At 42.2% G+C, this 24476-nt stretch carries 21 protein-coding genes, 3 tRNA genes and 1 pseudogene; 12 read left to right on the top strand and 13 right to left on the bottom strand.

Annotated elements, in window-relative coordinates:
* Positions 1-82: 82 nt before the first annotated feature.
* Complete coding sequence (locus NIAKO_RS02575; RefSeq protein ID WP_014216832.1) at positions 83-1321, bottom strand: CehA/McbA family metallohydrolase; 1239 nt, start codon at positions 1319-1321, stop codon at positions 83-85.
* A gap of 577 nt (positions 1322-1898) precedes the next feature.
* On the opposite strand from NIAKO_RS02575, the gene NIAKO_RS02570 reads away from it, so the two are divergent.
* Entirely contained in the window at positions 1899-3761 is a 1863-nt protein-coding gene (locus NIAKO_RS02570) for a T9SS type A sorting domain-containing protein (protein ID WP_041346250.1), read from the top strand.
* Positions 3762-3817: 56 nt separating this feature from the next.
* Here NIAKO_RS02570 and NIAKO_RS02565 read toward each other — a convergent pair whose 3' ends face one another.
* The 3 genes from NIAKO_RS02565 to NIAKO_RS02555 form a co-directional block, all read right to left on the bottom strand.
* Positions 3818-4855, bottom strand: a complete 1038-nt coding sequence (locus NIAKO_RS02565; RefSeq protein WP_014216829.1) for a hypothetical protein — start codon at positions 4853-4855, stop codon at positions 3818-3820.
* A gap of 21 nt (positions 4856-4876) precedes the next feature.
* The gene (locus NIAKO_RS02560; RefSeq protein WP_014216828.1) at positions 4877-5719 is read right to left on the bottom strand and encodes a sulfurtransferase; all 843 of its coding nucleotides are present in this window, start codon (positions 5717-5719) and stop codon (positions 4877-4879) included.
* A 989-nt stretch (positions 5720-6708) separates the two neighbouring features.
* The gene (locus tag NIAKO_RS02555) at positions 6709-7371 is read right to left on the bottom strand and encodes a recombinase family protein (RefSeq protein WP_014216826.1); all 663 of its coding nucleotides are present in this window, start codon (positions 7369-7371) and stop codon (positions 6709-6711) included.
* 717 nt (positions 7372-8088) lie between these two features.
* On the opposite strand from NIAKO_RS02555, the gene NIAKO_RS02550 reads away from it, so the two are divergent.
* Entirely contained in the window at positions 8089-8586 is a 498-nt protein-coding gene (locus NIAKO_RS02550) for a hypothetical protein (RefSeq protein WP_014216824.1), read from the top strand.
* Positions 8587-8845: 259 nt separating this feature from the next.
* On the opposite strand, the gene NIAKO_RS02545 is transcribed toward NIAKO_RS02550, so the two are convergent.
* From NIAKO_RS02545 to NIAKO_RS02530, 4 genes are all read right to left on the bottom strand, one after another.
* Positions 8846-8931 (bottom strand) — tRNA-Leu (locus NIAKO_RS02545).
* Between the two features lie 94 nt (positions 8932-9025).
* Positions 9026-9098, bottom strand: a tRNA-Gly gene (locus tag NIAKO_RS02540).
* Between the two features lie 156 nt (positions 9099-9254).
* On the bottom strand, positions 9255-9458 hold the full coding sequence (locus NIAKO_RS02535; protein ID WP_014216823.1) for a hypothetical protein: 204 nt from the start codon (positions 9456-9458) through the stop codon (positions 9255-9257).
* A 45-nt stretch (positions 9459-9503) separates the two neighbouring features.
* The gene (locus NIAKO_RS02530) at positions 9504-10553 is read right to left on the bottom strand and encodes a glycosyltransferase family 2 protein (protein ID WP_242675546.1); all 1050 of its coding nucleotides are present in this window, start codon (positions 10551-10553) and stop codon (positions 9504-9506) included.
* A 43-nt stretch (positions 10554-10596) separates the two neighbouring features.
* On the opposite strand from NIAKO_RS02530, the gene NIAKO_RS02525 reads away from it, so the two are divergent.
* The 3 genes from NIAKO_RS02525 (at position 10597) to NIAKO_RS02515 (ending at position 12554) form a co-directional block, all read left to right on the top strand.
* Positions 10597-11745 carry a sensor histidine kinase gene (locus NIAKO_RS02525; RefSeq protein ID WP_014216821.1) on the top strand — a complete coding sequence of 383 codons (1149 nt, stop codon included), beginning with the start codon at positions 10597-10599 and terminating at the stop codon, positions 11743-11745.
* Positions 11746-11827: 82 nt separating this feature from the next.
* Positions 11828-12385 carry a hypothetical protein gene (locus NIAKO_RS02520; RefSeq protein WP_014216820.1) on the top strand — a complete coding sequence of 186 codons (558 nt, stop codon included), beginning with the start codon at positions 11828-11830 and terminating at the stop codon, positions 12383-12385.
* An 85-nt stretch (positions 12386-12470) separates the two neighbouring features.
* Positions 12471-12554 (top strand) — tRNA-Leu (locus tag NIAKO_RS02515).
* 253 nt (positions 12555-12807) lie between these two features.
* Here the strand turns inward: NIAKO_RS02515 and NIAKO_RS02510 are convergent.
* From NIAKO_RS02510 to NIAKO_RS02500, 3 genes are all read right to left on the bottom strand, one after another.
* Entirely contained in the window at positions 12808-13191 is a 384-nt protein-coding gene (locus NIAKO_RS02510; RefSeq protein ID WP_014216819.1) for a hypothetical protein, read from the bottom strand.
* A 214-nt stretch (positions 13192-13405) separates the two neighbouring features.
* Positions 13406-13933, bottom strand: a complete 528-nt coding sequence (locus NIAKO_RS02505) for a hypothetical protein (RefSeq protein ID WP_133055399.1) — start codon at positions 13931-13933, stop codon at positions 13406-13408.
* 970 nt (positions 13934-14903) lie between these two features.
* A complete protein-coding gene (locus NIAKO_RS02500; RefSeq protein WP_014216816.1) occupies positions 14904-15569 on the bottom strand; it encodes a hypothetical protein in 666 nt (221 codons plus the stop codon).
* A gap of 299 nt (positions 15570-15868) precedes the next feature.
* On the opposite strand from NIAKO_RS02500, the gene NIAKO_RS02495 reads away from it, so the two are divergent.
* Positions 15869-16048 carry a hypothetical protein gene (locus NIAKO_RS02495; protein ID WP_014216815.1) on the top strand — a complete coding sequence of 60 codons (180 nt, stop codon included), beginning with the start codon at positions 15869-15871 and terminating at the stop codon, positions 16046-16048.
* Positions 16049-16112: 64 nt separating this feature from the next.
* On the opposite strand, the gene NIAKO_RS02490 is transcribed toward NIAKO_RS02495, so the two are convergent.
* Complete coding sequence (locus NIAKO_RS02490; protein ID WP_014216814.1) at positions 16113-17936, bottom strand: Kelch repeat-containing protein; 1824 nt, start codon at positions 17934-17936, stop codon at positions 16113-16115.
* A 552-nt stretch (positions 17937-18488) separates the two neighbouring features.
* Here NIAKO_RS02490 and NIAKO_RS39525 point away from each other — a divergent pair.
* A complete protein-coding gene (locus NIAKO_RS39525) occupies positions 18489-18611 on the top strand; it encodes a hypothetical protein (protein ID WP_262493768.1) in 123 nt (40 codons plus the stop codon).
* A gap of 1211 nt (positions 18612-19822) precedes the next feature.
* On the opposite strand, the gene NIAKO_RS39675 is transcribed toward NIAKO_RS39525, so the two are convergent.
* Positions 19823-19951 (bottom strand): winged helix-turn-helix transcriptional regulator, encoded by a 129-nt coding sequence (locus NIAKO_RS39675; protein ID WP_394365463.1) that lies wholly within the window; start codon positions 19949-19951, stop codon positions 19823-19825.
* 68 nt (positions 19952-20019) lie between these two features.
* Here NIAKO_RS39675 and NIAKO_RS02475 point away from each other — a divergent pair.
* The 5 genes and pseudogenes from NIAKO_RS02475 to NIAKO_RS02455 form a co-directional block, all read left to right on the top strand.
* Positions 20020-20610 (top strand): annotated as a pseudogene (locus NIAKO_RS02475) (alpha/beta fold hydrolase); the annotation flags it as partial.
* Between the two features lie 12 nt (positions 20611-20622).
* The gene (locus NIAKO_RS02470) at positions 20623-21543 is read left to right on the top strand and encodes a helix-turn-helix domain-containing protein (RefSeq protein ID WP_014216813.1); all 921 of its coding nucleotides are present in this window, start codon (positions 20623-20625) and stop codon (positions 21541-21543) included.
* 98 nt (positions 21544-21641) lie between these two features.
* Positions 21642-22532, top strand: a complete 891-nt coding sequence (locus tag NIAKO_RS02465; protein ID WP_014216812.1) for an SDR family oxidoreductase — start codon at positions 21642-21644, stop codon at positions 22530-22532.
* Positions 22533-22538: 6 nt separating this feature from the next.
* Positions 22539-23465 carry an NAD(P)H-binding protein gene (locus NIAKO_RS02460; RefSeq protein ID WP_014216811.1) on the top strand — a complete coding sequence of 309 codons (927 nt, stop codon included), beginning with the start codon at positions 22539-22541 and terminating at the stop codon, positions 23463-23465.
* Between the two features lie 15 nt (positions 23466-23480).
* Complete coding sequence (locus tag NIAKO_RS02455; protein WP_014216810.1) at positions 23481-24404, top strand: helix-turn-helix domain-containing protein; 924 nt, start codon at positions 23481-23483, stop codon at positions 24402-24404.
* The last annotated feature ends 72 nt before the right edge of the window (positions 24405-24476 follow it).

Here is a 24476-nt window from a genome sequence, read left to right as displayed (position 1 = left end):
AAATAAACTAATTATAGCCATCACTCTGTGCTAACTTTGGATTAAGTAATATAGCAACAGATGGTATTAGTCAGCGCCGCAATCAAAAGTTAGGATCGAAGTTGAAGTAGATCGGGTTCGACAGGCCGACCATATTTCCACTCAGGGATTGTGATACGGGTACCTGCGGATAAGGTGTTGAAGGCCCTTCTACCACAACGCGGTAATAGGTTCGGCCTTGTGTTGCCGGCGTATCGGTAAATTCGATCATAGGATTTTTACCGGTTGTTTTATACGTGCCAAATGGGTCGCCATTCTTAACTACGCTGATGGTATAGGTTGAGTCTGCTACTGTTTTGCCAGTTAACCTCACTATGAATTTGGCAGGTTTACCGGTGGGGATCGTATTGTCACCCATCATCATATCCATTTTGCCATCCTGGTTAAGATCGGCATAAAATTCAATTCGCGGTGCAAAGGGATTGGCGCTAACAGAAACCCTTCCATTGGTAAGCGCATCAACAACAGCCTCCCGGGTACGGGCAGTGGCAAATACCCAGGTAGTGGGTGTTCCTACATAATTAGCAGTGGCCTGTTTGCTGTTGGGTGTTGCTTTGTCGGGCGAATCGGGTACACCGTGATGTGCATCGCTTCCGCCCCTGCCGGTGATCTTGCGGCCCGATGAAAGCATGTCGTCCCAGATCAGCAAGGCATTTACATTTTTCGGCCATACGGCAGAATTCCAGACTTCCATGGAACTGAGCATGTCGTAAGAATAACCGAAATGATCTTTGGGCCCCATGGGATGGTTGGCCGATAAATGAATGCCGAGTTCTTTTACTACAGACTGGATCACGATGTCGCGTTGGTCGCGTACAAAATACAGGCGTTGGTGATCATAAGGATGGGCAGAAAATACATTTGCATGACCACGGTTGGTTGTCCATTCAGCGCCATACAATAACAGCACCGAGTCTGATTTAAATTCCGGGTCGGCCCAGGTATTGTTGCGCACATCCCCATCAACATGGTTGTCGTGATCGGTGATACAGATGTAATCTACCCCAACCGACTTGCAAAAGTTTATGATCTTTGATACAGGATTATTGGATGATTCTTTACTGTGGCGGGAGTGCAGGTGCAGATCGCCTTTTAACCATACGCCATTAGTAAGGCTGGCTACCGGCGGCATATTATAGATGGTAGTTGGCGTCCAGGGATCTTTGGGGTTGGGTTCTTTTGATTGTGCAGTAGCAGCAGGGCTGATACAAATGCTGATACCTATCAGTGTTCCGCTGAATACCATACCCAATGCCCCGCTCATTATGTTGTTCTTGCTCATTTTTTTGTATTTGGTTTAAATTATGTTTTTTGTGATGTTCGACAGCCATGGTGCTTATGTTGAGGTATCTATCAGTCAGAGTACGATCAACATCAATGGTGTCAAATTAGAAATCTTTTTCAAATTCCCGGCGCTTTTGTCGTTCTTTTCGCAATGTCTACCGCTACCTCCCCGGCCTGTAATCTTAAAATATAAGAATTGTCCATCCTACATCTATTAGGAGATGCAAATTATTAAGGCTTTTCCTGGAAAGCGTATTAAGGAATCATTACATAGCGCAACAACATCAACGTGAGTGGGGTACATTTTTAATGTGGGGAAAATTTGACCCTAATGATTTTTGGCACAATAGATGTTGCTCATTGCACAAAAATAAGCGTAAATGTCTATACGACAGATAAAGCTGTTTTTCTAGGTTTTTTAAACACCTAGTTTTGCATTACCATTATTTTAAGGCCTGATTAATCTTTGAAAAACGATGAAAACACCAGTATCCCTGTGTCTCATAGCACTATTGTTGCTAGGGGCCATGAATTCCTTTGCAACTAACTATTATGTTGACCCCTCAAATTGGGGAATGAATCAAGGAACATTGACCGACCCATGGAGAACTATAAATGACATACCATGGTACATTAATTACTTCAAACCCGGCGATACCCTGTTCTTTAGAAGAAATCAATGGTATACCGGTACGCTCTCCATCAACAGTACAGGCGCGGCCGGCGCACCGATCGTGATCATGGGCTATGGTGATGGCAATGCACCGAAATTCCAGTACAATGTTGCCAGTCCTACCGAACAAAACGTTTACGACAGAACCGTCATCCGGCTCAACCAGGCCAATTATGTGGTTATCGATGGTATTGAAATTACCGATGATTATATTCCATGGTGGAATCATGCGGTAAACGCCAATTGTGGATATGGCGTTTACATCTACGGCACCAACGGCAACGGTTCGCACAACGTAATTAAAAACACTACCATTTCGCAGTTGGGATGCGGGGTTGCTATCGATGGTGGCGATTACAATACTGTTACGGACTGCACCATCCTGAACATGCGGATGATCCTGAACACACCCGACATTATGTGGGACGACTTTGGCGCCATGGGTATTATGGTTGGCAGCAGCAACAATAGTATCATTCGCAATATTATCCAGGATTGTTATAGCAATAGCTACGATTATACTATAGATGGCGGCGCCATTGAAATGTATGGTGCCGTTAGCAATAACAAGATCCTGTATAATAAATGCAGCGAGAACCTGGGCTTTATGGAATTTGGCAGTTCAGCCGGCCAGCAGGCGCTCAACAATGTTATTGGCTACAACCTGTTAATCAACAACGGGCACGTATTCTGGATCAACACCAACAACGGCTATGGAGTGGATGTGCGGAACTTGCAGTTTTATAACAACAACGTTATTGAAACACACGCACCCCGTTTGCCTGATGTAAGAAACCTGATAGGCATTGCTTCAACACCGTGGGTTTCGAACGTATTAACGATGAAGAACAACATCTTCTGGATAAACACTTCCTCCAACGTCACTGATCCAAACGTTCAACCATTTAACGGACCACAACTGATCCATCAAAGCAACCTGTATCATTTGCTAGGAGGATCGATGGGTTTTAATGCAGATTACACAGAAAAGAAATTAAATCCAAACGACCAGGTGTTCTCCAATAATTCAGACAGCGATCCCAATCAATGGGATTACGAACTGAATCTTTACGGCGCAGCGGTAAGCATTGGGCAGAGCATCGGGATTGATAAAGACTTTTTCAATCAGGCCGTTCCTGCTGTTCTTGGGATGATCGATGCGGGCATTGCACAGCTGTTGTCGAATGTAAGATTAAATAATAGTACGCTGCCCGTAACCTTCCTGTCTGTTAAAGGGTTGCCAGGTACCAATGGAAATACCGTAGCATGGGAAACCACCAACGAGGCAACCAACCATTTTGAAGTACAGAAAAGCAACGATGGCAATACTTTCAACACAATAGCCAGTGTGCCATTCAATGCTAAAGCAACTACCAACAGTACCAAATACCAGTATGTAGATGTAAACAAAGCAGGTGATGTTCAGTATTACCGCATCAAAGTAGTGGAACCGGGTAGCGACAGCGTTTTCTCGCAAATCGTTTCTATAAAAAACGGTGCGTTGACCGATGCTACGCTTAGCCTGACGGTTTACCCCAATCCGGCTTCGGATTACGTGATGGTAAAAACTTCCGGTAATGATCTGCAGAATAAAGAATTGGTGCTGGTGAATATGTCGGGCATGGAGCTAAGAAGAACAAGGATCACCAATGCCACCAACCAAACTCAAATGAATGTTAGCACGCTGCCAAAGGGCGTATATGCCATAAAATTGATGGACGATAAAACCAGTAAGCCGCAAAGCATTTTATTTACGAAGAAGTAAAAAGACAAAGATCCCACCAACCTCCCCTTATGGGGGAGGTAAGGAGGGGAGCATTATCAGCTATGCGCATTAATTGCATTAGAGAGTACTTTGAAGATCACTTCAGACATCTGCTTATCGTAGAACTGCAGCAACAACTCCGTATCGCTTTTTTGCAAACCAATACCATCCATATAGGTATCGAAAGCGTGCAACTGTGGATATGGAATAGCAAATGACTGCTGCCGGGCGGAAAACACAACGCCTTTATTGGTTATTGCAAATACACCCGGTAAATTGTCAAGAATGTGCTCCCTGATGGGCGAGTTGCGGCTTGAACCTAATTGGTACGACACCCCTTTTGCCGCTCTCAAGCCTGCTTTACTGCTCTGGCTGAAATGCCCTGTGGTGTTGGTTCTTGCAAACACGAAATTGGAACTGATCTCCCAATAAGCCACTTCATCATGTTGTACGGCAATGGTAGGTTGTTTGCATTGCGGCAAATATCCCTGCTCCAGCGCATTTAACAATACCAGGTAGTAATAATCTTCTTTCAATTTTTTATCAAGCGTCGCCTGTCTGATATCGATGCCCAGGGTTTGCGCCAGTTGCCTTAATGTTTGCTGTTCTTCACCGGTTGCCTGTTTATCGGAGATAACATCCTTTACAGCTTTTTCATACAACTCCAGGGCATTTTGATGGTTGATCCGGGTCACCTCTACTTCTGAAATATTCAGTTCTTTCGCAAACAGTCCGATTTCCTGTATCTCTTCTTCAGACAAATGGTTATCTGCCAGCTTTTGTTTTGACAAGCCGGAAACAGCGCTTTTTGCGTATTTACTTTTAATGGAATTGATAGCCGGATCGGACAACTGGAAATAGGCAATTATTTTTGTCAGCCCCATTTTCTCATCATCAGTGATGGCGTAATCCAGGATAACATCCTTCAGGTGTTTTTCATAGATCTCCAGGCCCAGTGATTGCAGCTTTACAGGGTCAGCTTTTTTATTACCCCTGTTATTATAATCGTTGAAGTGAGATTCCCAGTTATTGTAATTATCGTTTCTGATAGCTTCTTCCAACTTGCTATGAGATGAAAACAGTTTTTTGAACATTGGATGGGTTTTATTGATTTATCACGCACCAGTTACAATGGGTCTTGCCGCATCGGTGATCCATTCGCTCCATGAGCCCGCGTATAGTTTGGGCAAAGGATACCCTCCATATACAGCCAGCAATACGTTGTAAGCAGCTGTTACGCCAGAACCGCAATAGAATACTACATTCCCTTTTGCATATTCATCTTTGAAATGCTCTTTATATACCGAAGGCTCAGCCACTCCTGTTTTACCAATTTTAGCATTGAATGGTTTTGATATTGCAGTGGAGATATGACCAGCCACGGGATCTATCGTTTCATTTTGACCAGCATACCTGTCGGCTGTTCTGGAATCAATGAGACAGTTATTACCTGATTTTATGGAAGCCATTACTTCTGCTGCAGAAGCAAGCATCGTATCATTAAAAGTTGCAATAAATTCTTTTGGTTGTGCAGGACTGCTATCGGCAGTCAATGGATAACCGGCATGCTGCCACGCTCCTTTTCCGCCATTTAATACAGCCACTTTTTCATGACCTGCCCAGCGTAGCAACCACCACAACCTGGCAGCAGCCATAAAACCGGCCGTGGCATCGTATGCTACCACCTGCACATTTTTATCGATCCCCAGTTTTGAAAAGAATTTCACCAGCGCCTCTTTTTGTGGCAATGGGTGCCGGCTGGTCTTGCCAGTTATAATTTCACCAGAGAGGTCATCGTGCAGGTCTGCATATAAAGCACCGGGAAGATGTGCTTTTTTATATTCTTCCGCACCCCAGCTTTTATCTGCCAGTGAGTAGCTACAATCGACAAACAGGAAGTTGGGATTTTGCAGGTTTTCAAACGCTTCTTTAGGTTGGATAAATGTTGAATAGCTCATGGCACAAAGCAACTAATTTCTGCTTAATTGCCCAAACGATCAATGTAAAGAATTATTTATCAGTTTGATATGATAAAAATACGCATCCAACTGAGCATGGAATATTATAATTTTGTCACCCTATTACCATGTTGGCAACTAAAACCAAACTGTTTAATGTTTTTAAATTATGAATGCTAAAGTTTAGGGAATAATTTGCACCGTGAGTTAATATTAAATTATTCACACACAGAAACCGTTAGCACTTTATTTGATTTTGAAAATATTACAATGCGTTTTATCTTTATCGCCTACTTCACAATTCATCTAACAATCACCTTATCCTGACAACCTTATTGTCCTTATTGATACTTCCATTGATTGAACATGCTCCCCATTGCAATTAGTAATTCAATTTTATTTAGGTAATTAACACACAGTCGGCGATCTGTAACATATTCCGATTGCTTGTTCTTTGAAATTCGGGCCACACAATGCGTTTTTGTAACAAATAATCAGTGTGTATTCCAAATAAAAAAGGCGTACTGGTTACATGATTAAAGGGATGATATAACAAACCATAAAAAGCGCGAACTCTTTAAAGAGCGCCCCAATTTAAAATATGGTCAAACACCCCATAACATGTGGCTGTAAACCAAGGGTTGTAGATGCGTTGTATTACAAACAAAAAAACGGGAACACTTTGTTTCCCGTTCTGACACGCAAACGAGCTGTCATTTTGTATTGTAATTGCTGTGGCTGGTTAGTGATCCTCCAATGAGGAAAAACAACCCACCAACCAGGCCTGGGCAGGTGCAACTGCTTCAGGCCTTTTCTTTTTGTCGCCGATATAATATCCAAATTTAGTTACTAAATTTTTTTGTGCAACTAAATTGTACATGATTTTAGACAAGTAAATTAATTAATGCATTGATCTAAGTCAGGTTCCCCCATCTCTCCGGACTCAAGAAGTGCATCTAATAATGTTATAAAAACATATTCCAACGCTCTCAATTATTGCGAATCTCACTTAGCATATCCAATCTTGAAAGTAAATTATGCACGCTTGTCCTGTGCCACCGTCCTCCTGGCCTGGGAGTTGGTACGTTTAACTTATTTAATTCACATGCAATTTTTCTTGTACTGCAAATTCCTTCTGCATTTAGTTTTAGAATGAGGGGTTGAAGATTTTTCGCAAATTCAAGCGCTGCCTCTTTGTTTTGTAACGCAAGTACATACCCATTCTTACCCAGTATTACCCCTCGCCTTTTTGCGGCTTGTAAAGCTGACTTTGTATTCTCACTTATTGAACGGCGTTGCTCTTCTGCAACAGCAGCCAGAATATGTATAGTGAAGCGGTTCGCATGTGGATTGTCGGCAACTATAATATCAACCGGCAGCTTTATATTGTGTGCAATTTCCTCCACATCACGACCTAAACGATCGAGCCGGGCGACAATTAAAGTTGCATTGTGCTTTTGACATAGCGCAAAAGCGCTTTCTAAAAACACTCTTCGCTTTCTTGTGGATTTTACCTCTTGAATCTCGGTCAGCAGTTGATATCCGTTGCAATTACAATGATGCCTAACTGCATTTTGTTGTGCATCCAGCCCTAATCCACTTTTCCCCTGCTTTCCGGTAGATACACGGTAATACGCAATTACCTGTTTCATATGATATAAATCTTTAGCCAAATGTCCAGCGCCAAACGGTGGTTTATTTTTGGTCAGAATGTATTATTTAGAAAGAATTGCTTTACGTTGTTAAACCCTGACAATGCTGGCTATTTGTATTTGTAAATAAAAATATCTGAACCCATCTCGTCCATGTGTAAGTGACCATTTGCATATTGACAAATAAAAGTTTTCACACGGAAATTTTTCCTTTTTTAAAGCTTTTAAGATGTAGTAAATATGCCCATAAATGGCAACCTAACAGGAATCGTCCGTGTGATGCTTTTATAAATTGCCGTTATGCAACGGCCGTTCGGCTATGGGTGACAGCATGTAACTTCAGGAACAGGAAACTTAGAATGGAAATTTTCAAAGGCAATAGATGCTTCGTTATCCTTGTGATTTCATTTGGGTTTGATGGACTTGATTTCATATAGGCAGCTGATTAAATTAAGAATTCAAAACGCTACAGATGAAGTGACCTTAAGGATATATTCATTGAACCATCTGGTTAGGCAAGATAATTTTAGACTGGCGGAAAATAGGCGCCGGCTTAGCGGAATTTAAAAGTGTTGTACCCCATGCAGAATACAATTCTTTTTTTGACGAGCATTTTGTAATAACTTGATTTTGCCCACACAAATATATTGTAAAAGACAACACAAAGTTGCTTTTTACAATATGATTTATTGCAAAATACAATAACCTTTTTGCCAGATGGATGTCAAACAGAAAATTGAATCGATACTTGAAGATTTAAAAAAAGCGGGTATAAGCCGGAGCAAAGCAGAAGAAGATCTTGGCTACTCACCAAACTATATCACTCAATCATTGTCCAGGGATGGAGAGCCAAACCTAAGGATACTTAGAGCATTGGAATTATATTTTCAAAATTTATCTTACAAAAGTCAGATTCAAACTTCAGTAGTTAATGCCGATGCAATTGAATATGAAGTAAGAAAAAAGTGGGAAATTAAAACAGAAGCATTAATTAATGAGGTCCTGGAAAAAAGTGATCAGGAACTCAAAGAATCGAAAGAAGAAGTAAAAAAATTGAAAGAAGAAAACCAGAAGCTACTGATCGAAAATGCAAAACTCCTTGATATCATTAGCAATCTCACAAAAGAAAAATCCGGAAATGTAAATACTACTTCGCTTAAAGAGAATGCTCCGGCTGCGAAAAGGAATAGCCAGAAAAAGAACAAAGGTCTTTAAACGTTAGGTTACCATTTGTTCAGCGAGTCCAGATCATCCCCTGCATATTAATATCTATATGATACTTTTGAGCCTCTCCAAAGTTCCTATGAGCACATGTTACACTTGCATGAGTAAATATCACATGTGCGGCAGCAAGTGTAACACCCGAAGGAGCAAGTGCCGCACTTAAAGGCGACAGTGAGCAACTGAATTTGAATACTCACTTATAAAACGTCAAAAGCCCTCCGATGATCGGAGGGCTTCTAACTTTAACGAGTACCCGGGATGGGAGTTGAACCCACACTAGCATTGCTGCCAACAGGATTTTAAGTCCTGCGTGTCTACCAGTTCCACCACCCGGGTAACTGTATCTTGAATCTACCAAATACCTGATCCCGGCACATCACCTTAGGACCTTAGTGAAACAAAAAATTCCACCTTATGGATGGAATTCTTGAGCGGAAGACGAGGCTCGAACCCGCGACCTCAACCTTGGCAAGGTTGCGCTCTACCAACTGAGCTACTTCCGCATGTCGTCCTGATTTTCAATCAAGACGATAAATATTTTGAAAAGAACTTTTCCTATTTTACTTCGCAACTTTCGTCTTCGTTAGTTGCTTTCGTTATTGGGAGTGCAAAGATAGGAATTACTTAATACCGGCCAAATTTTTCTCGCAGAAAATCATCTATTTATACTGCGGAGTGTATTGGGTATTCGCAGGAACTTCCACTTTGGGCTTTCCTTTATAACGATGGGTGTACAGGCTGTAGCAGCCACCCAGTACGAATGCCAGAATACAAAATACTTGCAGGTAGAAAAGAAATACGGATGAATTTACCCAACTTCTTTTAAAATCTTTATCGCGGGGGTCTTTTTCCAGTTGTTCCATAACTCATTTAATTGCAGTGCAAAAATAATAGTTCAATCTAAAAATTCACGCTTTCTTATCAACAATTTCTGTAAAAGTCTTTTTTCCTTTTACAAAATAGCTCCACACAACGCTTTTATGTAAATATCCATGAAGCTCATGTTTCTTTTTGGGCGGAAAAAGCCCTTTCTTCCGGGTCACAAACAGCCATTTCAAAAAAGCGCCATGCGCTTTCATCACCGACCGGTAATATGTCTTCTCCCCTGAGATCAAAGATTTAAGGGCAGAAACATAATCGAGCACAAAACGATAACTGATCTTCCATATTGCCTCATACCTCGGAAGATTCTTTGCCATCATCACCAAATTATTCCTGAAATTCAATAATACCTTTCTGGCGTTGCCCTTTGGCAGTGTGCCTCCTCCTACGTGATAAACAGTTGATTGCGGACAGGCAAACACCTTATATCCCGCCAGTTGCAGCCGCCAGCAAAAATCAATCTCCTCCTGGTGCGCAAAAAAGTATTCATCCAGTCCGCCCAGGGCATGATACAGGTTGGCGCGCACAAACAGGGCGGCCCCACTGGCCCAGAAAATAGGTACAGCCGTATCATACTGCCCCATATCTTTCTCACACACATCAAAGATGCGGCCGCGGGCAAAAGGATACCCCAGGTGATCGAGCCAGCCACCAGCGGCACCGGCATATTCAAAAAGCTCTTTGTTATCGTATTGCAATAATTTGGGCTGACAGGCACCAATTGCCTTGTCTTTCTCCAGCAGTTCCACCATGGCATTGAGCCAGCTGGGCGTAACTTCCACATCTGAATTCAGCAACACATAATAGTCGGCCTCAATATGCTTCAGACCTTCATTATAACCCTGGGCAAATCCAAAATTGGCTTCGTTTTGTATAATGCGCACCGTTGGCCAGTGCTGCTGCAGGTAGGAAACAGAGTCGTCGGTAGAAGCATTGTCTACCACCACCACTTCTTTATTATTATATGTAGTCGCCAGCACTGAAGGCAGAAATTTTTGCAGAAAATTCCGTCCATTCCAGTTCAGGATTACTATGGATACGAGTGGTGTTGACATGCCGGTGTAAAAATAATTCAACCAAATAAAGTTTGCAAAGGAACGGTTTTTATAAATTAGTTGAATGATTCAGCCGTTTTTTAACTGGAGAACCGGATTAGCCCTCATTGCCATAGCAATTGTAAGCGGTACTATCTTTTACTCCCAATACCTGGCCCGCAAGATCGCTCGCGAAGAAAGGCAAAAAGTAGAGGAATGGAAGGAAGCCACCAAATTATTGTTGCACGACACCACCGGCCTGAGCGACAAGCTGGTAACCATGATCATTGCCGAAAATAATACGGTACCCATTATTGTTACTGACGAAAAAGGACATATCCTCGATCATGTAAACCTCGATTCGGCCAGCGTAGCCGGTGATAGCAATTATATCAGAAAAAAACTGGTTGAATTCCGTTCGCAAAACCCTACCATTGAATGGATTGACCCGCTGAACCCACGGGAAAAAAACCTCTATTATTATGGGCATACCTCGCTGTTAAACCAGGTGCGGTATTACCCGCTGGTGCAGTTATTTATTGTGAGCATGTTTATTATAATAACCCTGCTGGCGCTTACTACCAGTTTTCGCTCGTCGCAAAACCAGGTTTGGGCAGGCATGGCCAAGGAAACGGCCCACCAGCTGGGAACGCCATTAACGTCGTTGCAGGGTTGGGTAGAAATAATGAAGGAAAATTACAGTGACGAAAAGATTGTGCAGGAGATGGAAAAGGATGTGAATCGCTTAAAGCTGGTAAGCGATCGCTTTGGCAAGATCGGCAGCACGCCGCACCTGGAAAAACACAATGTGGTGACCCAGGTATCGAGCATGGTAGAATACATTCGCAAACGCGCCCCTGGCAAAGTACAGTTTGTGCTGAATACCCGTAATATAAATGAGCTCTATACCATGCTTTCCCCGCCCCTGTTCGACTGGGTTATTGAAAACCTGCTGAAGAATGCCCTGGATGCCATGGAAGGAAAGGGCATGATTACCGTTAATCTCTGGCAACAGGATGGGCAAACTTTTATTGATGTGACCGATACGGGCAAAGGAATAGCCAAACAAAACATCAGCAAAGTTTTTAAACCAGGCTTTACCACTAAAAAGCGCGGCTGGGGGCTTGGCTTAAGTCTGTCGAAACGCATTATAGAACAATATCATAAAGGACAGTTGTTTGTAAAGAACTCCGAACCTGGCAAGGGCACTACATTCAGGATCGTTCTGAAGTGATCTGTATTCAACAGATACCCCACTCACCCGTATTTTAAGCATGGTTGCATTACATTAGTTTTGCGGCAAACGCTTTATTCTTATGTCTGAACCGTATTCTTTGTATGTAAACATCACAATTAAAAAAGAAAGCCTCGAACAGTTTTTTAAAGATAAGCCTGCCAAAACAGCAATTGACCCCGACTGGATAGCCTGGTGGAACAGCCGGAAAATGTACGGGTCAAACCCACTTACAGACATCCGCGTTTATACGAATGATACAAACCGGTCAATTGCCGATGCCTTTTTGGGCGTGCGGGATATGATGACTTTTGAAGATCTGACCCAGCCAGGCGTATGGGAATATAGTTCTTTATTTTTCAGCGAAAACTATAGCGATATCCTGCCTGCGCTATCCTGGCTCAGTAGCATGGCGGCTTATATGGATCCCGAAGAAGAAGGCGTAGCTATTATATATAATTACTTCTGGGATGCTGAAGCCGATAAAAATGTGATGGCGCACCTGGTTTTTAAAGATCAACAGGCCACCATCCAGTTAACCTCCAGCAGTACTGAAATGGACCCTGCGTTGGTGGCGAAAGCGAATGCCGCTTTGAGAGGGGTTTGGGAAAAGCTCACTGCTGATTATAAGGGAGACTAAGGAGAGATTTTGCCTTAAAATCTTCAAAATCAGAATTTCTTTTCACTGTATTGTAAAATCAATTAAATTTGCGACCCATTTAAGTGCCCAGGTGTTGAAACTGGTAGACAAGCCACTTTGAGGTGGTGGTGCTGGAAACGGCGTGCAAGTTCGAATCTTGTCCTGGGCACAAAACTGAAACGCCTTGTAAATCAATATTTACGAGGCGTTTTTATTTATATCCAGGAATGGAATATCGAACTTTTTTATTAGTGAATGTTTCTTAGGCTATTGGGGCTTCGCACCCAGACGAAGTTTATTCGTTAGCTGCTATAATAGTTATTAGCAAGACTCATGGGTGCTGTTGTTTTATTCAGTTCCAAATATTTTTCCATTAAATGAATGTGTGCAACAACTGCAAAATGGTTTCAAATCAATCGCTTTTAAATTTGGATTAGTTTTTTGTAAAATGCGATTTTCGTCAACGAATAAGCCAGAAAAATAGGACGATTCACCAACTCTATATAATCTTCCTTTTTTTCTTCAATTAAAGCGACCATCCAAAATATTGGTTCAGATTTATCTAATCTAGATTTTGCCTCACTAAAAACTTCATCCCAATCAGAGCCAACTTTTGATAATAAAAATCGAAAGAGTGGAGTATAATCTAAACCTCTTTCTTTTTTACCAAACATAGTTCCTTTTATTTGTTGCAATGTTTCCTTTTTCTTATTTCTTGTAAATTTAAAATCTCCACCAAAATCATGGTGAACACCTCTTGCCTTAGTGTTCACTTTTCTATATAGTTTAGATTTCTCCTTATCCATTTTCGAATTTATTGCCGTTAGTATAAATTGCAACTAACATTTAAATATATGCCATAATTGGTTTTGACCCAGAACAAGTATTTATAATCATAACAAAGAAGTATACACATTTTCCAGACTATTTCATAGGTGGATTGTATCTAACGATTGATAACAAGTTGTTTAAGATGAAACCCTGCTATTGCAAATATTTTTGTAGGCAATAGTTGTTTGGTCACTCATTTGTCATACGTTTTTTGTTGTACTGAATAAGAATCAGTCCTTTGTTAAATGGCAAAGTATCCAATGAAACTGAATAAAGTAATTGAACATAATTACTGTCTAAGTTATTAAATCCGATGTCAAAAGAGTTAGTTAAACTGTCTTTATAAATCTTGAGCTCGTCCCAATATTTATTGTATTCAATTGGTAAAACAAAGTCATATAATCCTTTTGAAATACCATTGTCTGACTTAATTTGAAAAACTTGAACTTTCTCTCCTTCAAAGTCAATAGTTTTTTGAGAAATTAGTTGAGTGATAAATTCTTGTTGTCTATTCCTATCATTAAATAATATAGTGTCAGCCGAAACAAGATAATTGTCTGGTGGTGGTGGCGGTGAAACCTTGTCAGTACAAGCACAACTGCCTTCGTTTATTAGAGTTGTTTTAGTTTTATCTTTTGATATAGCTTGTCTGCACGATGTTAAAGAGAGAAAAAATAAAGTCAAAAAAAACAAAAAGCCGTTAAGTTTTTTTGTCATAAGGATTTGTCGGTTTACAATTACTGCCAACGTTTTGAAGTGCATATTAGATTTCGTACAACGTTTGTATTATCGCTATTATACGCTATTTTTTTACAACAAGCAATTTTTACAAACTATTCTTTTTAAGCTACTTAGCTAAAAATACGAGGAGTTTGCCTGGTAGCGCAAATACAACATGAGTTCGTTTTGAATTATCTAAATGATATCTTATTAATTAATTAATTATAAGATGAAGTGCCGTGAATTAGCAATATCATGTATACAAGTTCCACTATCTACGTTATAAATAATTCAAAATAAATTGCTTTAATGTATATATGAGTTTCAAATCTTCTCTCTCCTGGTTCGATAATTCTCTTAAATGGGGTACCAATTAGCCCTGTAAGTCAATGATTTACAGGGCTTTTTTATTTAGTGCTTGTCAAAAATGTGTCCTTTTTCCCGCTTTCTACCACTATTTCTGACACATAATTGACACACCATTTCGCTGTAGCTACACTGTTACACCACCAGCACGCACATGTGAATAACTTCCTCAAAAAGGGCCAAAAACATCCTGTTTGACACACCATTTGACACACCATTTGACACAACAAATGACACACGGTTTTGGCAGTTACTTATTGGCCGAAATGTCACGACTGACAAGGGTTTTGAAAGAATGCGTCAACAAGGTTTTTCTTCTATTTTCTGTCACTTTCTCGCACTTCACTTTTTTTGTGTCAAATACAGGCACGCATTCTGACACACCTGCCTTGACTGGTACATTCATTGAACCTTCATCTTATCATTACTAAAATCCTATTCTATATATTTTCTCCAACGCCTCCAATCAATAAACAAAATGCTGCTATCCAAACTCCCCAAGATAATTGGCTTATTTCATACCAAAACTTAGAAAAATAGTTCCCATTGATTTTTTTTGAAGTCGATGTTCTAATTGCAGCTAACGATTGTTGGCAGCAGCCTATCCGAAGTCGCCGCTGTGTAAATTGTCACGGTTTTTTTCTGTCAAATTCACCCTCAACTCAAACATACGCATACCGTAATGCAGTCGTGGCTGATACATTTCTTTCTTCCACAACGGAAATTCTGTGGAGAAGCCGATAATCGTCACCACTCGCTGACCGTTTACATCTTTAAAAGGATAGTATTGATTTTTATATTTCTGTTGTACAATAATGAAGCTGTCTATAGGAACTTTCCTGTCAAACGCTTCATACATTCCGTGAGTAAATTGTATGTTGAAACTGTCAATAGCGTCATTTAGTAGACTATCAATTAAGGTCAAATCTGATTGTGTCAATGGTAAAGGTTCTGAACCTTTAGGAAATCTATACTTAGTCGTATCCCAAGTCAATATCACCGTCCTGCTTGTATCATAATTCAACGTATTATAATCAAGGGTTCCTGATGCACTGTGTCCACAGGATAATACGAGACTAATCAATGAAATAGCAATAAGAAAACCTTTCATGTCGCTCTTTGAAGTTAGTGCTGTTGTAAAGAGGTTGCTGCCAACGAACAGGGCTTTGTGCAGGCAGGGCATTGTTTCTGTTCCTTGAAAATCGCCAGTCAAGGTTGTGTCATTGTAAACGTGTCCAGAATAAATAATATTTTGTTCTTTGTCCATTTGAATTTTAAGAGTCGGGCAGGTGCCGAAACACTCTGTTGTTCTGAATTATGTGTTCCGCAAATTGCTTCGCCACATCAGTCACAGCATGGCAACTAATCAAGACCTTTGGAATACTACAAGAGTGAAGATGTTAAGCTAACGATCTCCTGGCACCGAGATTACTAAAATTTGATGAAATAACCGAAGATGTTTCTCCCTTTTTAATCGTTACGTGAAATTGAAGAATTCGAGTATGCCCTGGAAACAGCTTGAAAAATTATATACCGAGTATTTATGATTTTGATAATCAGCTGTTTATGGACTTAGGTTTAACGCTTTCAGAGATGGATAGCCTGATAAAAAAACCTTCAAAATTTAGTTTTGAAACTGTATATCAACTAAGCTTATTGGTTGACTGCGATTATAAAAAGCTGGTGAACCTGGTCACCAACTATACGATTAAAAAGCAAATGAAGCCACCCATGAAAAAGAAATAATCATACGCATATAGTTGCAGATGCCTATTAGAGACATCTTCAACATATTATTCGCAAATTTGAATTATTCTTTTATAATGGAAATCGTTTGCCCGTTATCTAATCGTAACATTAGAAAGCCTTTCGTAAAACGATGCAGATCGATATACTGTTCCTGGCTGTTGATGCGGAACGTCTCTAACAACTGACCATTAGCATCATACAGTCTTGCGATCGTATTAAGCAGACTATTATTACCTATTCGCAACTTCATACCACTGGTAGCCGGGTTGGGGTAAACGCTAACGCGGGTTTCTGCTGAACCAGCCAGTATAATAGTTGGTGAATAATAGACCAGCCCATCCAGGTCCTGCACCTGTATACGATAATAAAAAGAGGCGCCAATAGCATTATTGTCGGTAAATGTATAGTGATTATTTCCTGTCCCAACAGCAGTTACCTTTCCCACAGCTGTATAATCGGAGCCATTGCTGCTTCTTTCTATAATGAATTGGCCGGTATTTAGTTCTCCCAATGTTTCCCATACCAGGACGTTATCATTGCTGCGATGGGTACCTCGCAATGAAATGTCCCGAATTGGCAGGATGGTCAGGGAATTTAATTTCATCAGATCGTTGAAATCATCGCCGGCGTTAGCGTTATAGCCGCCCTCAATCCACAAATTACCTGTGGCATCAATCCAGCCAGCTGCATATGCTCTTCCACCCGGTTTGTTGGTGGCAACTCCAGTTCCCTTGGTACCATATACACCTGTGCTGTTCCTGGTATTATCACCACTTTGCCAGGTCCATTTGCCTGAAGAGGGAGTATATTCCCAAAGATCGTTCAAAGCGCCTGCAGCACCGGAACCATCCTCACCATTTCCGCCAAAGAACCAGAAATTACCACTGGCATCTACCAGAACATTTTGCCCATACCTTGATCCCGGTTTGTTAGTGGTGGCGCCTGTTCCTTTGGTGCCATATACGCCGCTGTTGTTTTGCGTATTATCGCCGCTTACCCAGGTCCATTGGCTTGTGGTTGGACTATACTTCCATAGATCGTTATAAAGATTGTTACTGGCATCCCAACCGCCAAAGATCCAAAAGTTGCCTGATGCATCTATCCAACCGCTCTGGCTATCCCGGCCACCTGGCTTATTGGTCCCTGCCGGAGTTCCTTTGGTTCCATATACACCGGCGTTGTTACGGGTATTATCACCGCTTACCCAGGTCCATTGATTAGTAGTTGGATTATATTTCCATAAGTCATTCTCATCCCCAACCGATCCACCGCTGTCATCACCATAACCGCCAAAGACCCAGAAATTGCCACTGCCATCGATCCAACCAGCAGGATATTCTCTCCCTCCGGGTTTATTGGCTGCTGCGGCTGTTCCCTTTGTACCATATACGCCAGCGTTATTGCGGGTATTATCACCACTTACCCAGGTCCAATTACCAGTAGCTGGGTTATACATCCATAGATCGTTCAAATAACCTTTGTTGCCAGCGCCATCATAACCATAACCACCGAAAATCCAGAAATGCCCACTGGCGTCTGTCCATTCTACTTGCCCATATCTTGAGCCTGGTTTATTGGTCGCTGCTGCAGTACCTTTAGTACCATACACCCCCTGATTATTGGTACTGTTATCACCACTTACCCAGGTCCAATTACCAGTCGAAGTGTTATACATCCACAGATCATTGTATAGTTTACTGCTGATGTCCCAACCGCCAAAGATCCAGAAATTGCCACTGGCATCTTTCCAGCCGCTGTGACTGTCTCTATTGCCCGGCTTATTAGTAGCTGCGGGAGTACCTTTGGTACCATAAACGCCTGCAACATTGCTGGTGTTATCACCGCTAACCCAGGTCCAGGTAACAGTTTGGGCATTGCCCTCCATAAATAATAGTAATACTAATAGAAATGAGAGTACAGTTCTATAAATAGAATGGTTCTCAAAAGAGCTGGTTGTGGAGATTCGGGGTCTCATAAGTACAGATTCGGATGTTCAGCCAAAAACACCCAAAGGAATGCCAGATTATAAATTATTTACTTATAATGGTTTGCCCCGATAAGCCATTACGGATTTTCCATTATTGGGAAATTTATTCCAGAATCAGGTTTCTTATAGTTTGAAATTTCATCGGTATCTTAAATTCCCAACAAGTAAAGTAAATCACTGACAGGTTTAAAGATCTCTGCATGAGACGGGAAAAGGGCTTTCCTTCCTTTTTTTATATTCCTTTAAAAAAGAGAACACAATGCCTACAACAGCGTGGTAATTAACCCGAATTGGTCCTCTCAAAAAATCCAAAATTCCTGGGATCGACATAACCATCTACTCACCGGTCAAAAGACACCATTCATCTAGTTACTTTCACATTTGTTTATATATTTTATACTATTTATTTGAAATGTAAGTCCGTTTATCCTTAAAAACCAGCCCATGCACATGAAATGGAGATCTCTTTTACTGGCGGCAGCATGCCTGTTATTTCTTGCCTCCTGTACCCGGTTTATTTCGCCCTATGAAGCCGCCAATGGCAGGGCTAAATGCGGTCGCGGAGTGCGATAAGAGGAGAATTCCATTTAACTATTAAACTCATTCATTTGCGCAGTATCAGTTTTGCCAGGCTACTGCGCATTTTTTTATATTCAATCCCTACCCCGTTTTTGCTCAACGATTTTGAAAGTGCTTCCTGGTTTTTGAAAATCACCTCTTTATTTTATAATTCAGAATGCTATAGCGGGCCTGAACCTGTCCGGCAGATACAACATTTTCAAACTTAATTAACCAACCTTCTCGTATATCTGTCTCCGACAGGCAGAAGCGGCAAAAACTGTTTAATACTAGCACGCCTGGCGGCTCTTTAGAAATTACTGACAAGCATTTGACAAGCAGTAGCTATAAATAATTCAGGCTCAGGAAATTGAGATTCATGTCCTGGGCACGAAATTAAAAGGATGTAACTCAAAAGGTTGCATCCTTTTTTATTTTAGCGATCCCGAAAGTGATGGTTTAAGTTTTTTTGGATCAGATTGAAAAATTGGGGGATTTAGAAGAGCCTTTCCACGCCGGATATGCAGGCCAAACGCTTCACTCTCTGTTCTCAGTACCCCACTATATTCGCAGCCTGATATAAGTCATCAATTTCGAACTTTGATGCGTAAGTAGCGAACTTTGACGCGTAAGTAACCAACCTTTTACTGTAGATCTTAAACTTTTGCGCCAATGTTTAAAAGTAAAGGCTCCAGGTTCGCTACTTGTGCTCTGAAGTTGTGCAAATAGCCTCAAATTCGGCAACAAATGCCATAATGTTCAGCGTTAATGAGTCATAGTCAGTTGGAAATGCGGTATAATAAGCAACTTATGTCGAAAAGTTCGCAACAATGGCAGAAGTTCGCAACTTTTGCCCGAACGTTTACAATAAGATTAGAAAAATCAGTCATTCTATGGGAGAAGTATAGAATTTTTGCTGAAAAGTTCGCAACAACAATATTTGCACATACCTCTTCAAATCCCCCGATTTTTTCACTTGATCCAAAAAAACGGATCAGGTCAAATTCCTGGGGGATAGCTTATATGGTTCGATTCCCAGTGCGGGTTAAACTTACCACTAACAGTATACAGTACTGAGTATTTTCAATTTGCAAAAATAGCCAACGTAAAAGCATTGGCGATGTGGCGGTATTCTGTGTTCCGTCTGCCTGGCGCCGTCCTCTCTTTACCCTTAATGTCCGGGCAAACTTAGGTTGAATCCAGTATGCATAAAATAGATGACCTAATTAGCTTTCTTTTTTAAATAGGAATTTTCGATGCGTAACTCCCCAGGCCGAAATAGCGTCAATTACCCCGCTTAAAGTCTTACCATGTTCCGTTAGCTCATATTCCACAGTTGTCGGTTTCGTAGGCATCACAGTTCGGCCACTATTTCATTTTGCTCAAGTTCCTGTAACTCTTTAGAGAGGCTAAAGGCGACGTTGTTTATCGCCCCACACTTACCGGACTTGGTGAGCGGGTTCATTTATCCAATGCTAACGTTGATCTTAGCACCTACATTTCTGATATTGTCAACCTGATAAAGTTTGAAGATCTTCACAATATCATTCTGGTAGGACATAGTTATGGCGGCATGGTGATTTCGGGCGTAGCTGAACAGGTGCCAGAACGGATAAACCAGCTTATTTATTTAGATGCTATGGTACCCAATGACGGCGAAAGTGCGCAGACAGTATGTGGTGATATTTGGGACAAACTCATGAAGCCGAATATAAAAGACAGCCTTGTTTTATATCCATTCGGAGCAACAAGAACAACGCCTCCGATGGACGTTCCACAACCGCTAAAAACCTTTACCGAACCGCTGCGCATAAGCAACCCGTTGGCCAGGAAGATTTCTGCTGCTTTTATCCTGATGACAAAGGGTGGCAAAAGCGACAGCGGTACAGACAAAATGGGCGTAAGCAGGGCCAGGGCGCGGAACTGGAAGATATATACCTTTGAAGGAGGGCACTATTCCATGCGTGAGCAGCCAGGGAACCTGGTAAGGAAATTAGAAGAAGTGTTACAATAAATCCACAGTTACATGATCAGTAAAACAGTTCACCGGATAAACACGATAAGCGAGTACCACAAAATGATGGGGCTGCCTGCACCCGCACACCCTTTGATCAGTGTGATTGATTATGAATCGGTTAAACTACCGTGCAGGGCACAGACCAGCTTTGTTTTTGACTTTTATTCTATGTCGCTGGACCGCAATTTTAAAGGAAAAAGAATATATGGACGGCAGCAGTGCGATTATGATGAAGGTGTCTTATTCTTTATGTCGCCGGGACAGGTATTCGAAATTGAAGTAAGTCCGGGAATTACCATAAACCGTTCCGGGTGGCTGTTACTATTTCATCCGGACTTACTGTTCAGCTCACCCCTGGCCAGGACCATCAAACAATATGATTATTTCAGCTATTCGGCAAATGAATCGCTTTTCCTTTCTGATAAAGAAGAAATGACTATTGCAGGTATTCTTCAGAACATAATACAGGAATGCGAAGCGAACATTGACAGGTTTAGCCAGCCTGTAATGCTTGCCCATTTGGAGTTGCTCTTCACTTATGCCGACCGGTTTTACCAGCGGCAATTCATTACCAGAAAAGCAGTCAACCACACGGTATTGAACCGGCTCGAAGATATATTGAATAGATATTATGATGATGCTCAATTGCCCGTTACAGGACTGCCAACAGTACAATATGTTGCTGGTGCACTAAATATCTCAGCAGGTTACCTAAGCGGGTTGCTTAAAATGCTGACAGGGCAAAGTACCCAACAGTACATACAGGATAAACTGGTTGAAAAAGCAAAAGTAAAACTCGCGGTTACACGTATGTCGGTAAGTGAGATCGCTTATGAATTAGGGTTTGAGCACCCACAGTCATTTAGCCGGTTGTTTAAGACTAAAACAAACCTTTCACCGCTGGAGTTCAGGCAATCTTTTAGTGATTAACTTATCTGTTTACCATGTTTTGGCTAAATCAAACGCAGATTTGGATAAATATGGGTGAAGACTAAGATGCATTTTTGTGATCAGTAAAACATACAAATATGCGCATTTTCGTCACAGGGGCTACCGGCTTCGTCGGTACCGCCATCGTACAGGAATTATTAAATGCAGGTCACCAGGTACTGGGATTAGCACGCTCGGAAGCATCGGGCCAAAAGCTGACCGATGCAGGGGCTGATGTTCACCGGGGTGACCTGGAAGATCTCGACAGCCTGCGCAGCGGTACTGCAAAGGCAGATGGCGTCATCCATGCCGGCTTTATTCACGACTTCACCCGCTTTCCGGAAGTTTGTCAGGTAGACAAAATAGCTATTGAAACCATCGGCCATGTACTGGCCGGTTCCAACCGCCCGTTTATTGTCACTTCGGGCACTGCTTTGGTAAGCCCTGGTCGCCTGGCCACCGAAGATATCATTCCGGTATTTAACCCGGCTTGGCCGCGTGTTTCCGAACAAACTGCTGATACTGTGGCTGCACTTGGCGTTCGTGCGGCATCTGTTCGCTTATCACCATCCGTACATGGCGATGCCGACAAGCATGGGTTCATTCCGATCCTTGTAAATATCGCTAAGGAAAAAGGTGTTTCAGGCTATATCGGCGAGGGGCTCAACCACTGGAATGCCGTACACCGTCTGGATGCAGCTCGGCTTTTCCGGCTGGCACTGGAAAATGCGACTCCGGCAACCCGTTACCACGCCGCGGCTGACGAAGCTATCACCGTAAAGTCGATAGCAGAAGCAATAGGCAAACAGTTAAACCTGCCGGTAGTATCCATTGCACCCGAAGCTGCAGCAGCGCATTTTGGCTGGTTTGCACAGATGGCGGCCATTGACTGCCCTGCATCGAGTATGTGGACACAGGCACAGTTAAGCTGGCGGCCAGGCCAACCTTCCCTGCTGGAGGATATTGAAAAAGGCATTTACACTAAATAAGCAATAATGAAAATTGTAGTAACCGGATCCTTAGGGAACATCAGCCGGCCATTAACGGAGCTGCTGGTCAGTCAGGGACATGAGGTGACTGTTATCAGCAGTGACCCTAAAAAACAAGCCGGCATTGCACAAATGGGAGCAACAGCTGCTATTGGTTCAATCACGGATCCCTCATTTCTTACCGAAACATTCAGCGGAGCCGATGCGGTGTATGCTATGATCCCGCTGAGCTTCACAGAGCCTGACCTGGGCGCTTACATGCACCGGGCAGCAAAGAGCTATGTGCAGGCGCTAAACGAAACACAGGTCAAAAGGGTGATTGTTTTAAGCGGCTGGGCAGCTGACTTGGTAAAGGCCGAAAACGTAGAGTATCTTTTCGATGGGCTGAACACCTCATTGACCATTATGCGGCCGGCATCTTTTTATACCAACTTTTACCAGTCGATCGATTTAATAAAAGGTAAAGGCGTTATAGGCAAATATCTGACCTTACGATACAACGGGCTGCGGGCCTTTTTAACGGGTAAAACCGGCCTACTGATGGGTAACTATGGCGGAGATGACCGCATTGTTTTTGTATCGCCAAAGGATATTGCAGATGCCGTAGCCGAAGAGCTGCAGCTGTTACCCGAAAAGAAGACCATCCGTTATGTCGGCAGCGAAGAAATGACCTGTAATGAAGCCGCCCGGATTATCGGTACCGCCATAGGCAAGCCCTGGCTCAGATGGGTACTGCTCACCGACAAAGAGATGCTGCAGGGATTGAAGATGGCGAAAGTACCGGAAAAATTAGCCCAAACGCTGGTTGAAATGCAGGCGGTTACACACAGCGGCAAAACACTGGAAAATTTTCATCGTGCAAATCCTAAAATGGGCAAAGTGAAGCTCAGGGAATTCGCCCAAGAATTTGCCATAGTTTATCATCAGAAATAACGAATTTTATTTGCGATGAAAAATCACCGGCTATATCACTTTCATTCCATCACCGAGTATCACCGGGCTGCAGGCCTGGCCAACCCGGCACACCCCCTCATCAGTCTGGTACACATGAACGATCTGACCAGGCCCTTGGCCGAAAGCCCGTTCAGCATTGTCCATGACTTTTATTGTATCTCTATGAAAAGGGTGAAGAACGTCAAATTCAAATATGGCCAGCAGGCCAGTGATTTTGACGATGGTGTATTGTTCTTTATGGCGCCCGGCCAGGTTTTCAGCGTTGAATTCGAAACAGGCAACTTAACACATCGACCGGAAGGCTGGATGTTGCTGGTGCATCCGGATTTTTTGTGGCATACGCCACTGGCCAAAGCCATTCGCCAGTATGAGTTCTTCGGTTACTCAGTCTATGAAGGGCTCTATCTTTCAGACAAGGAAGAAGCCAAGCTCACAGATATCGTGCAGGATATCAGGCAGGAATACCTTTCTTATATTGACCGGTTCAGTCAAAGCGTGATGGTTGCCCAGCTGGAACTATTTTTAACCTATTCTGAACGGTTTTACCAGCGCCAGTTTATTACCCGAAAGATGGCAAGTCATGAAATACTTGGTAAACTGGAACAGCTGCTCACCAATTATTTTAACAGCGGCGCGCTGGCTCAAAATGGACTGCCTGGTGTTGCATGGATCGCTGAAAGCTTACATATTTCACCAGGTTACCTCAGTGGCTTGCTGAAATCCCTCACCGGTCAAAACACGCAGCAGCACCTGCACAACAAGCTGATCGAATTGGCTAAAGAGAAGCTATCCACGACCAATCTTTCAGTCAGCGAGATTGCCTACGAGTTAGGTTTTGAACACCTGCAGTCCTTTAGCAAACTGTTCAAAAGCAAAACCAACTTAAGCCCCCTGGCTTTCCGAGCCTCGTTCAATTAAGCAACGACTTTCACTGTAACCTTATATTTGGCTACAACAATCATATATCCGATTACAGGCACCTCAAAAATG

Origin of the sequence: Niastella koreensis GR20-10, from assembly GCF_000246855.1 — a bacterium.
GTDB classification, from domain to species: Bacteria; Bacteroidota; Bacteroidia; order Chitinophagales; family Chitinophagaceae; genus Niastella; species Niastella koreensis.
Note: the sequence above shows the minus strand (reverse complement) of the source record. Positions and strands in the feature narration are given on the sequence as shown.

What these genes read in the sequence shown, in the direction of transcription:
- NIAKO_RS02470 (WP_014216813.1), top strand. Translation starts at nt 20,623, where the DNA reads ATGATCAGTAAAACAGTTCACCGGATAAACACGATAAGCGAGTACCAC.
- NIAKO_RS02535 (WP_014216823.1), bottom strand. Translation starts at nt 9,458, where the DNA reads ATGGAACAACTGGAAAAAGACCCCCGCGATAAAGATTTTAAAAGAAGT.
- NIAKO_RS02505 (WP_133055399.1), bottom strand. Translation starts at nt 13,933, where the DNA reads ATGACAAAAAAACTTAACGGCTTTTTGTTTTTTTTGACTTTATTTTTT.
- NIAKO_RS02560 (WP_014216828.1), bottom strand. Translation starts at nt 5,719, where the DNA reads ATGAGCTATTCAACATTTATCCAACCTAAAGAAGCGTTTGAAAACCTG.
- NIAKO_RS39525 (WP_262493768.1), top strand. Translation starts at nt 18,489, where the DNA reads ATGAAATGGAGATCTCTTTTACTGGCGGCAGCATGCCTGTTATTTCTT.
- NIAKO_RS02460 (WP_014216811.1), top strand. Translation starts at nt 22,539, where the DNA reads ATGAAAATTGTAGTAACCGGATCCTTAGGGAACATCAGCCGGCCATTA.
- NIAKO_RS02500 (WP_014216816.1), bottom strand. Translation starts at nt 15,569, where the DNA reads ATGGACAAAGAACAAAATATTATTTATTCTGGACACGTTTACAATGAC.
- NIAKO_RS02550 (WP_014216824.1), top strand. Translation starts at nt 8,089, where the DNA reads ATGGATGTCAAACAGAAAATTGAATCGATACTTGAAGATTTAAAAAAA.
- NIAKO_RS02495 (WP_014216815.1), top strand. Translation starts at nt 15,869, where the DNA reads ATGGACTTAGGTTTAACGCTTTCAGAGATGGATAGCCTGATAAAAAAA.
- NIAKO_RS02510 (WP_014216819.1), bottom strand. Translation starts at nt 13,191, where the DNA reads ATGGATAAGGAGAAATCTAAACTATATAGAAAAGTGAACACTAAGGCA.
- NIAKO_RS02570 (WP_041346250.1), top strand. Translation starts at nt 1,899, where the DNA reads ATGAATCAAGGAACATTGACCGACCCATGGAGAACTATAAATGACATA.
- NIAKO_RS02555 (WP_014216826.1), bottom strand. Translation starts at nt 7,371, where the DNA reads ATGAAACAGGTAATTGCGTATTACCGTGTATCTACCGGAAAGCAGGGG.
- NIAKO_RS02565 (WP_014216829.1), bottom strand. Translation starts at nt 4,855, where the DNA reads ATGTTCAAAAAACTGTTTTCATCTCATAGCAAGTTGGAAGAAGCTATC.
- NIAKO_RS02575 (WP_014216832.1), bottom strand. Translation starts at nt 1,321, where the DNA reads ATGAGCAAGAACAACATAATGAGCGGGGCATTGGGTATGGTATTCAGC.
- NIAKO_RS02525 (WP_014216821.1), top strand. Translation starts at nt 10,597, where the DNA reads ATGATTCAGCCGTTTTTTAACTGGAGAACCGGATTAGCCCTCATTGCC.
- NIAKO_RS02465 (WP_014216812.1), top strand. Translation starts at nt 21,642, where the DNA reads ATGCGCATTTTCGTCACAGGGGCTACCGGCTTCGTCGGTACCGCCATC.
- NIAKO_RS02520 (WP_014216820.1), top strand. Translation starts at nt 11,828, where the DNA reads ATGTCTGAACCGTATTCTTTGTATGTAAACATCACAATTAAAAAAGAA.
- NIAKO_RS02490 (WP_014216814.1), bottom strand. Translation starts at nt 17,936, where the DNA reads ATGGAGGGCAATGCCCAAACTGTTACCTGGACCTGGGTTAGCGGTGAT.
- NIAKO_RS02455 (WP_014216810.1), top strand. Translation starts at nt 23,481, where the DNA reads ATGAAAAATCACCGGCTATATCACTTTCATTCCATCACCGAGTATCAC.
- NIAKO_RS39675 (WP_394365463.1), bottom strand. Translation starts at nt 19,951, where the DNA reads ATGCCTACGAAACCGACAACTGTGGAATATGAGCTAACGGAACATGGT.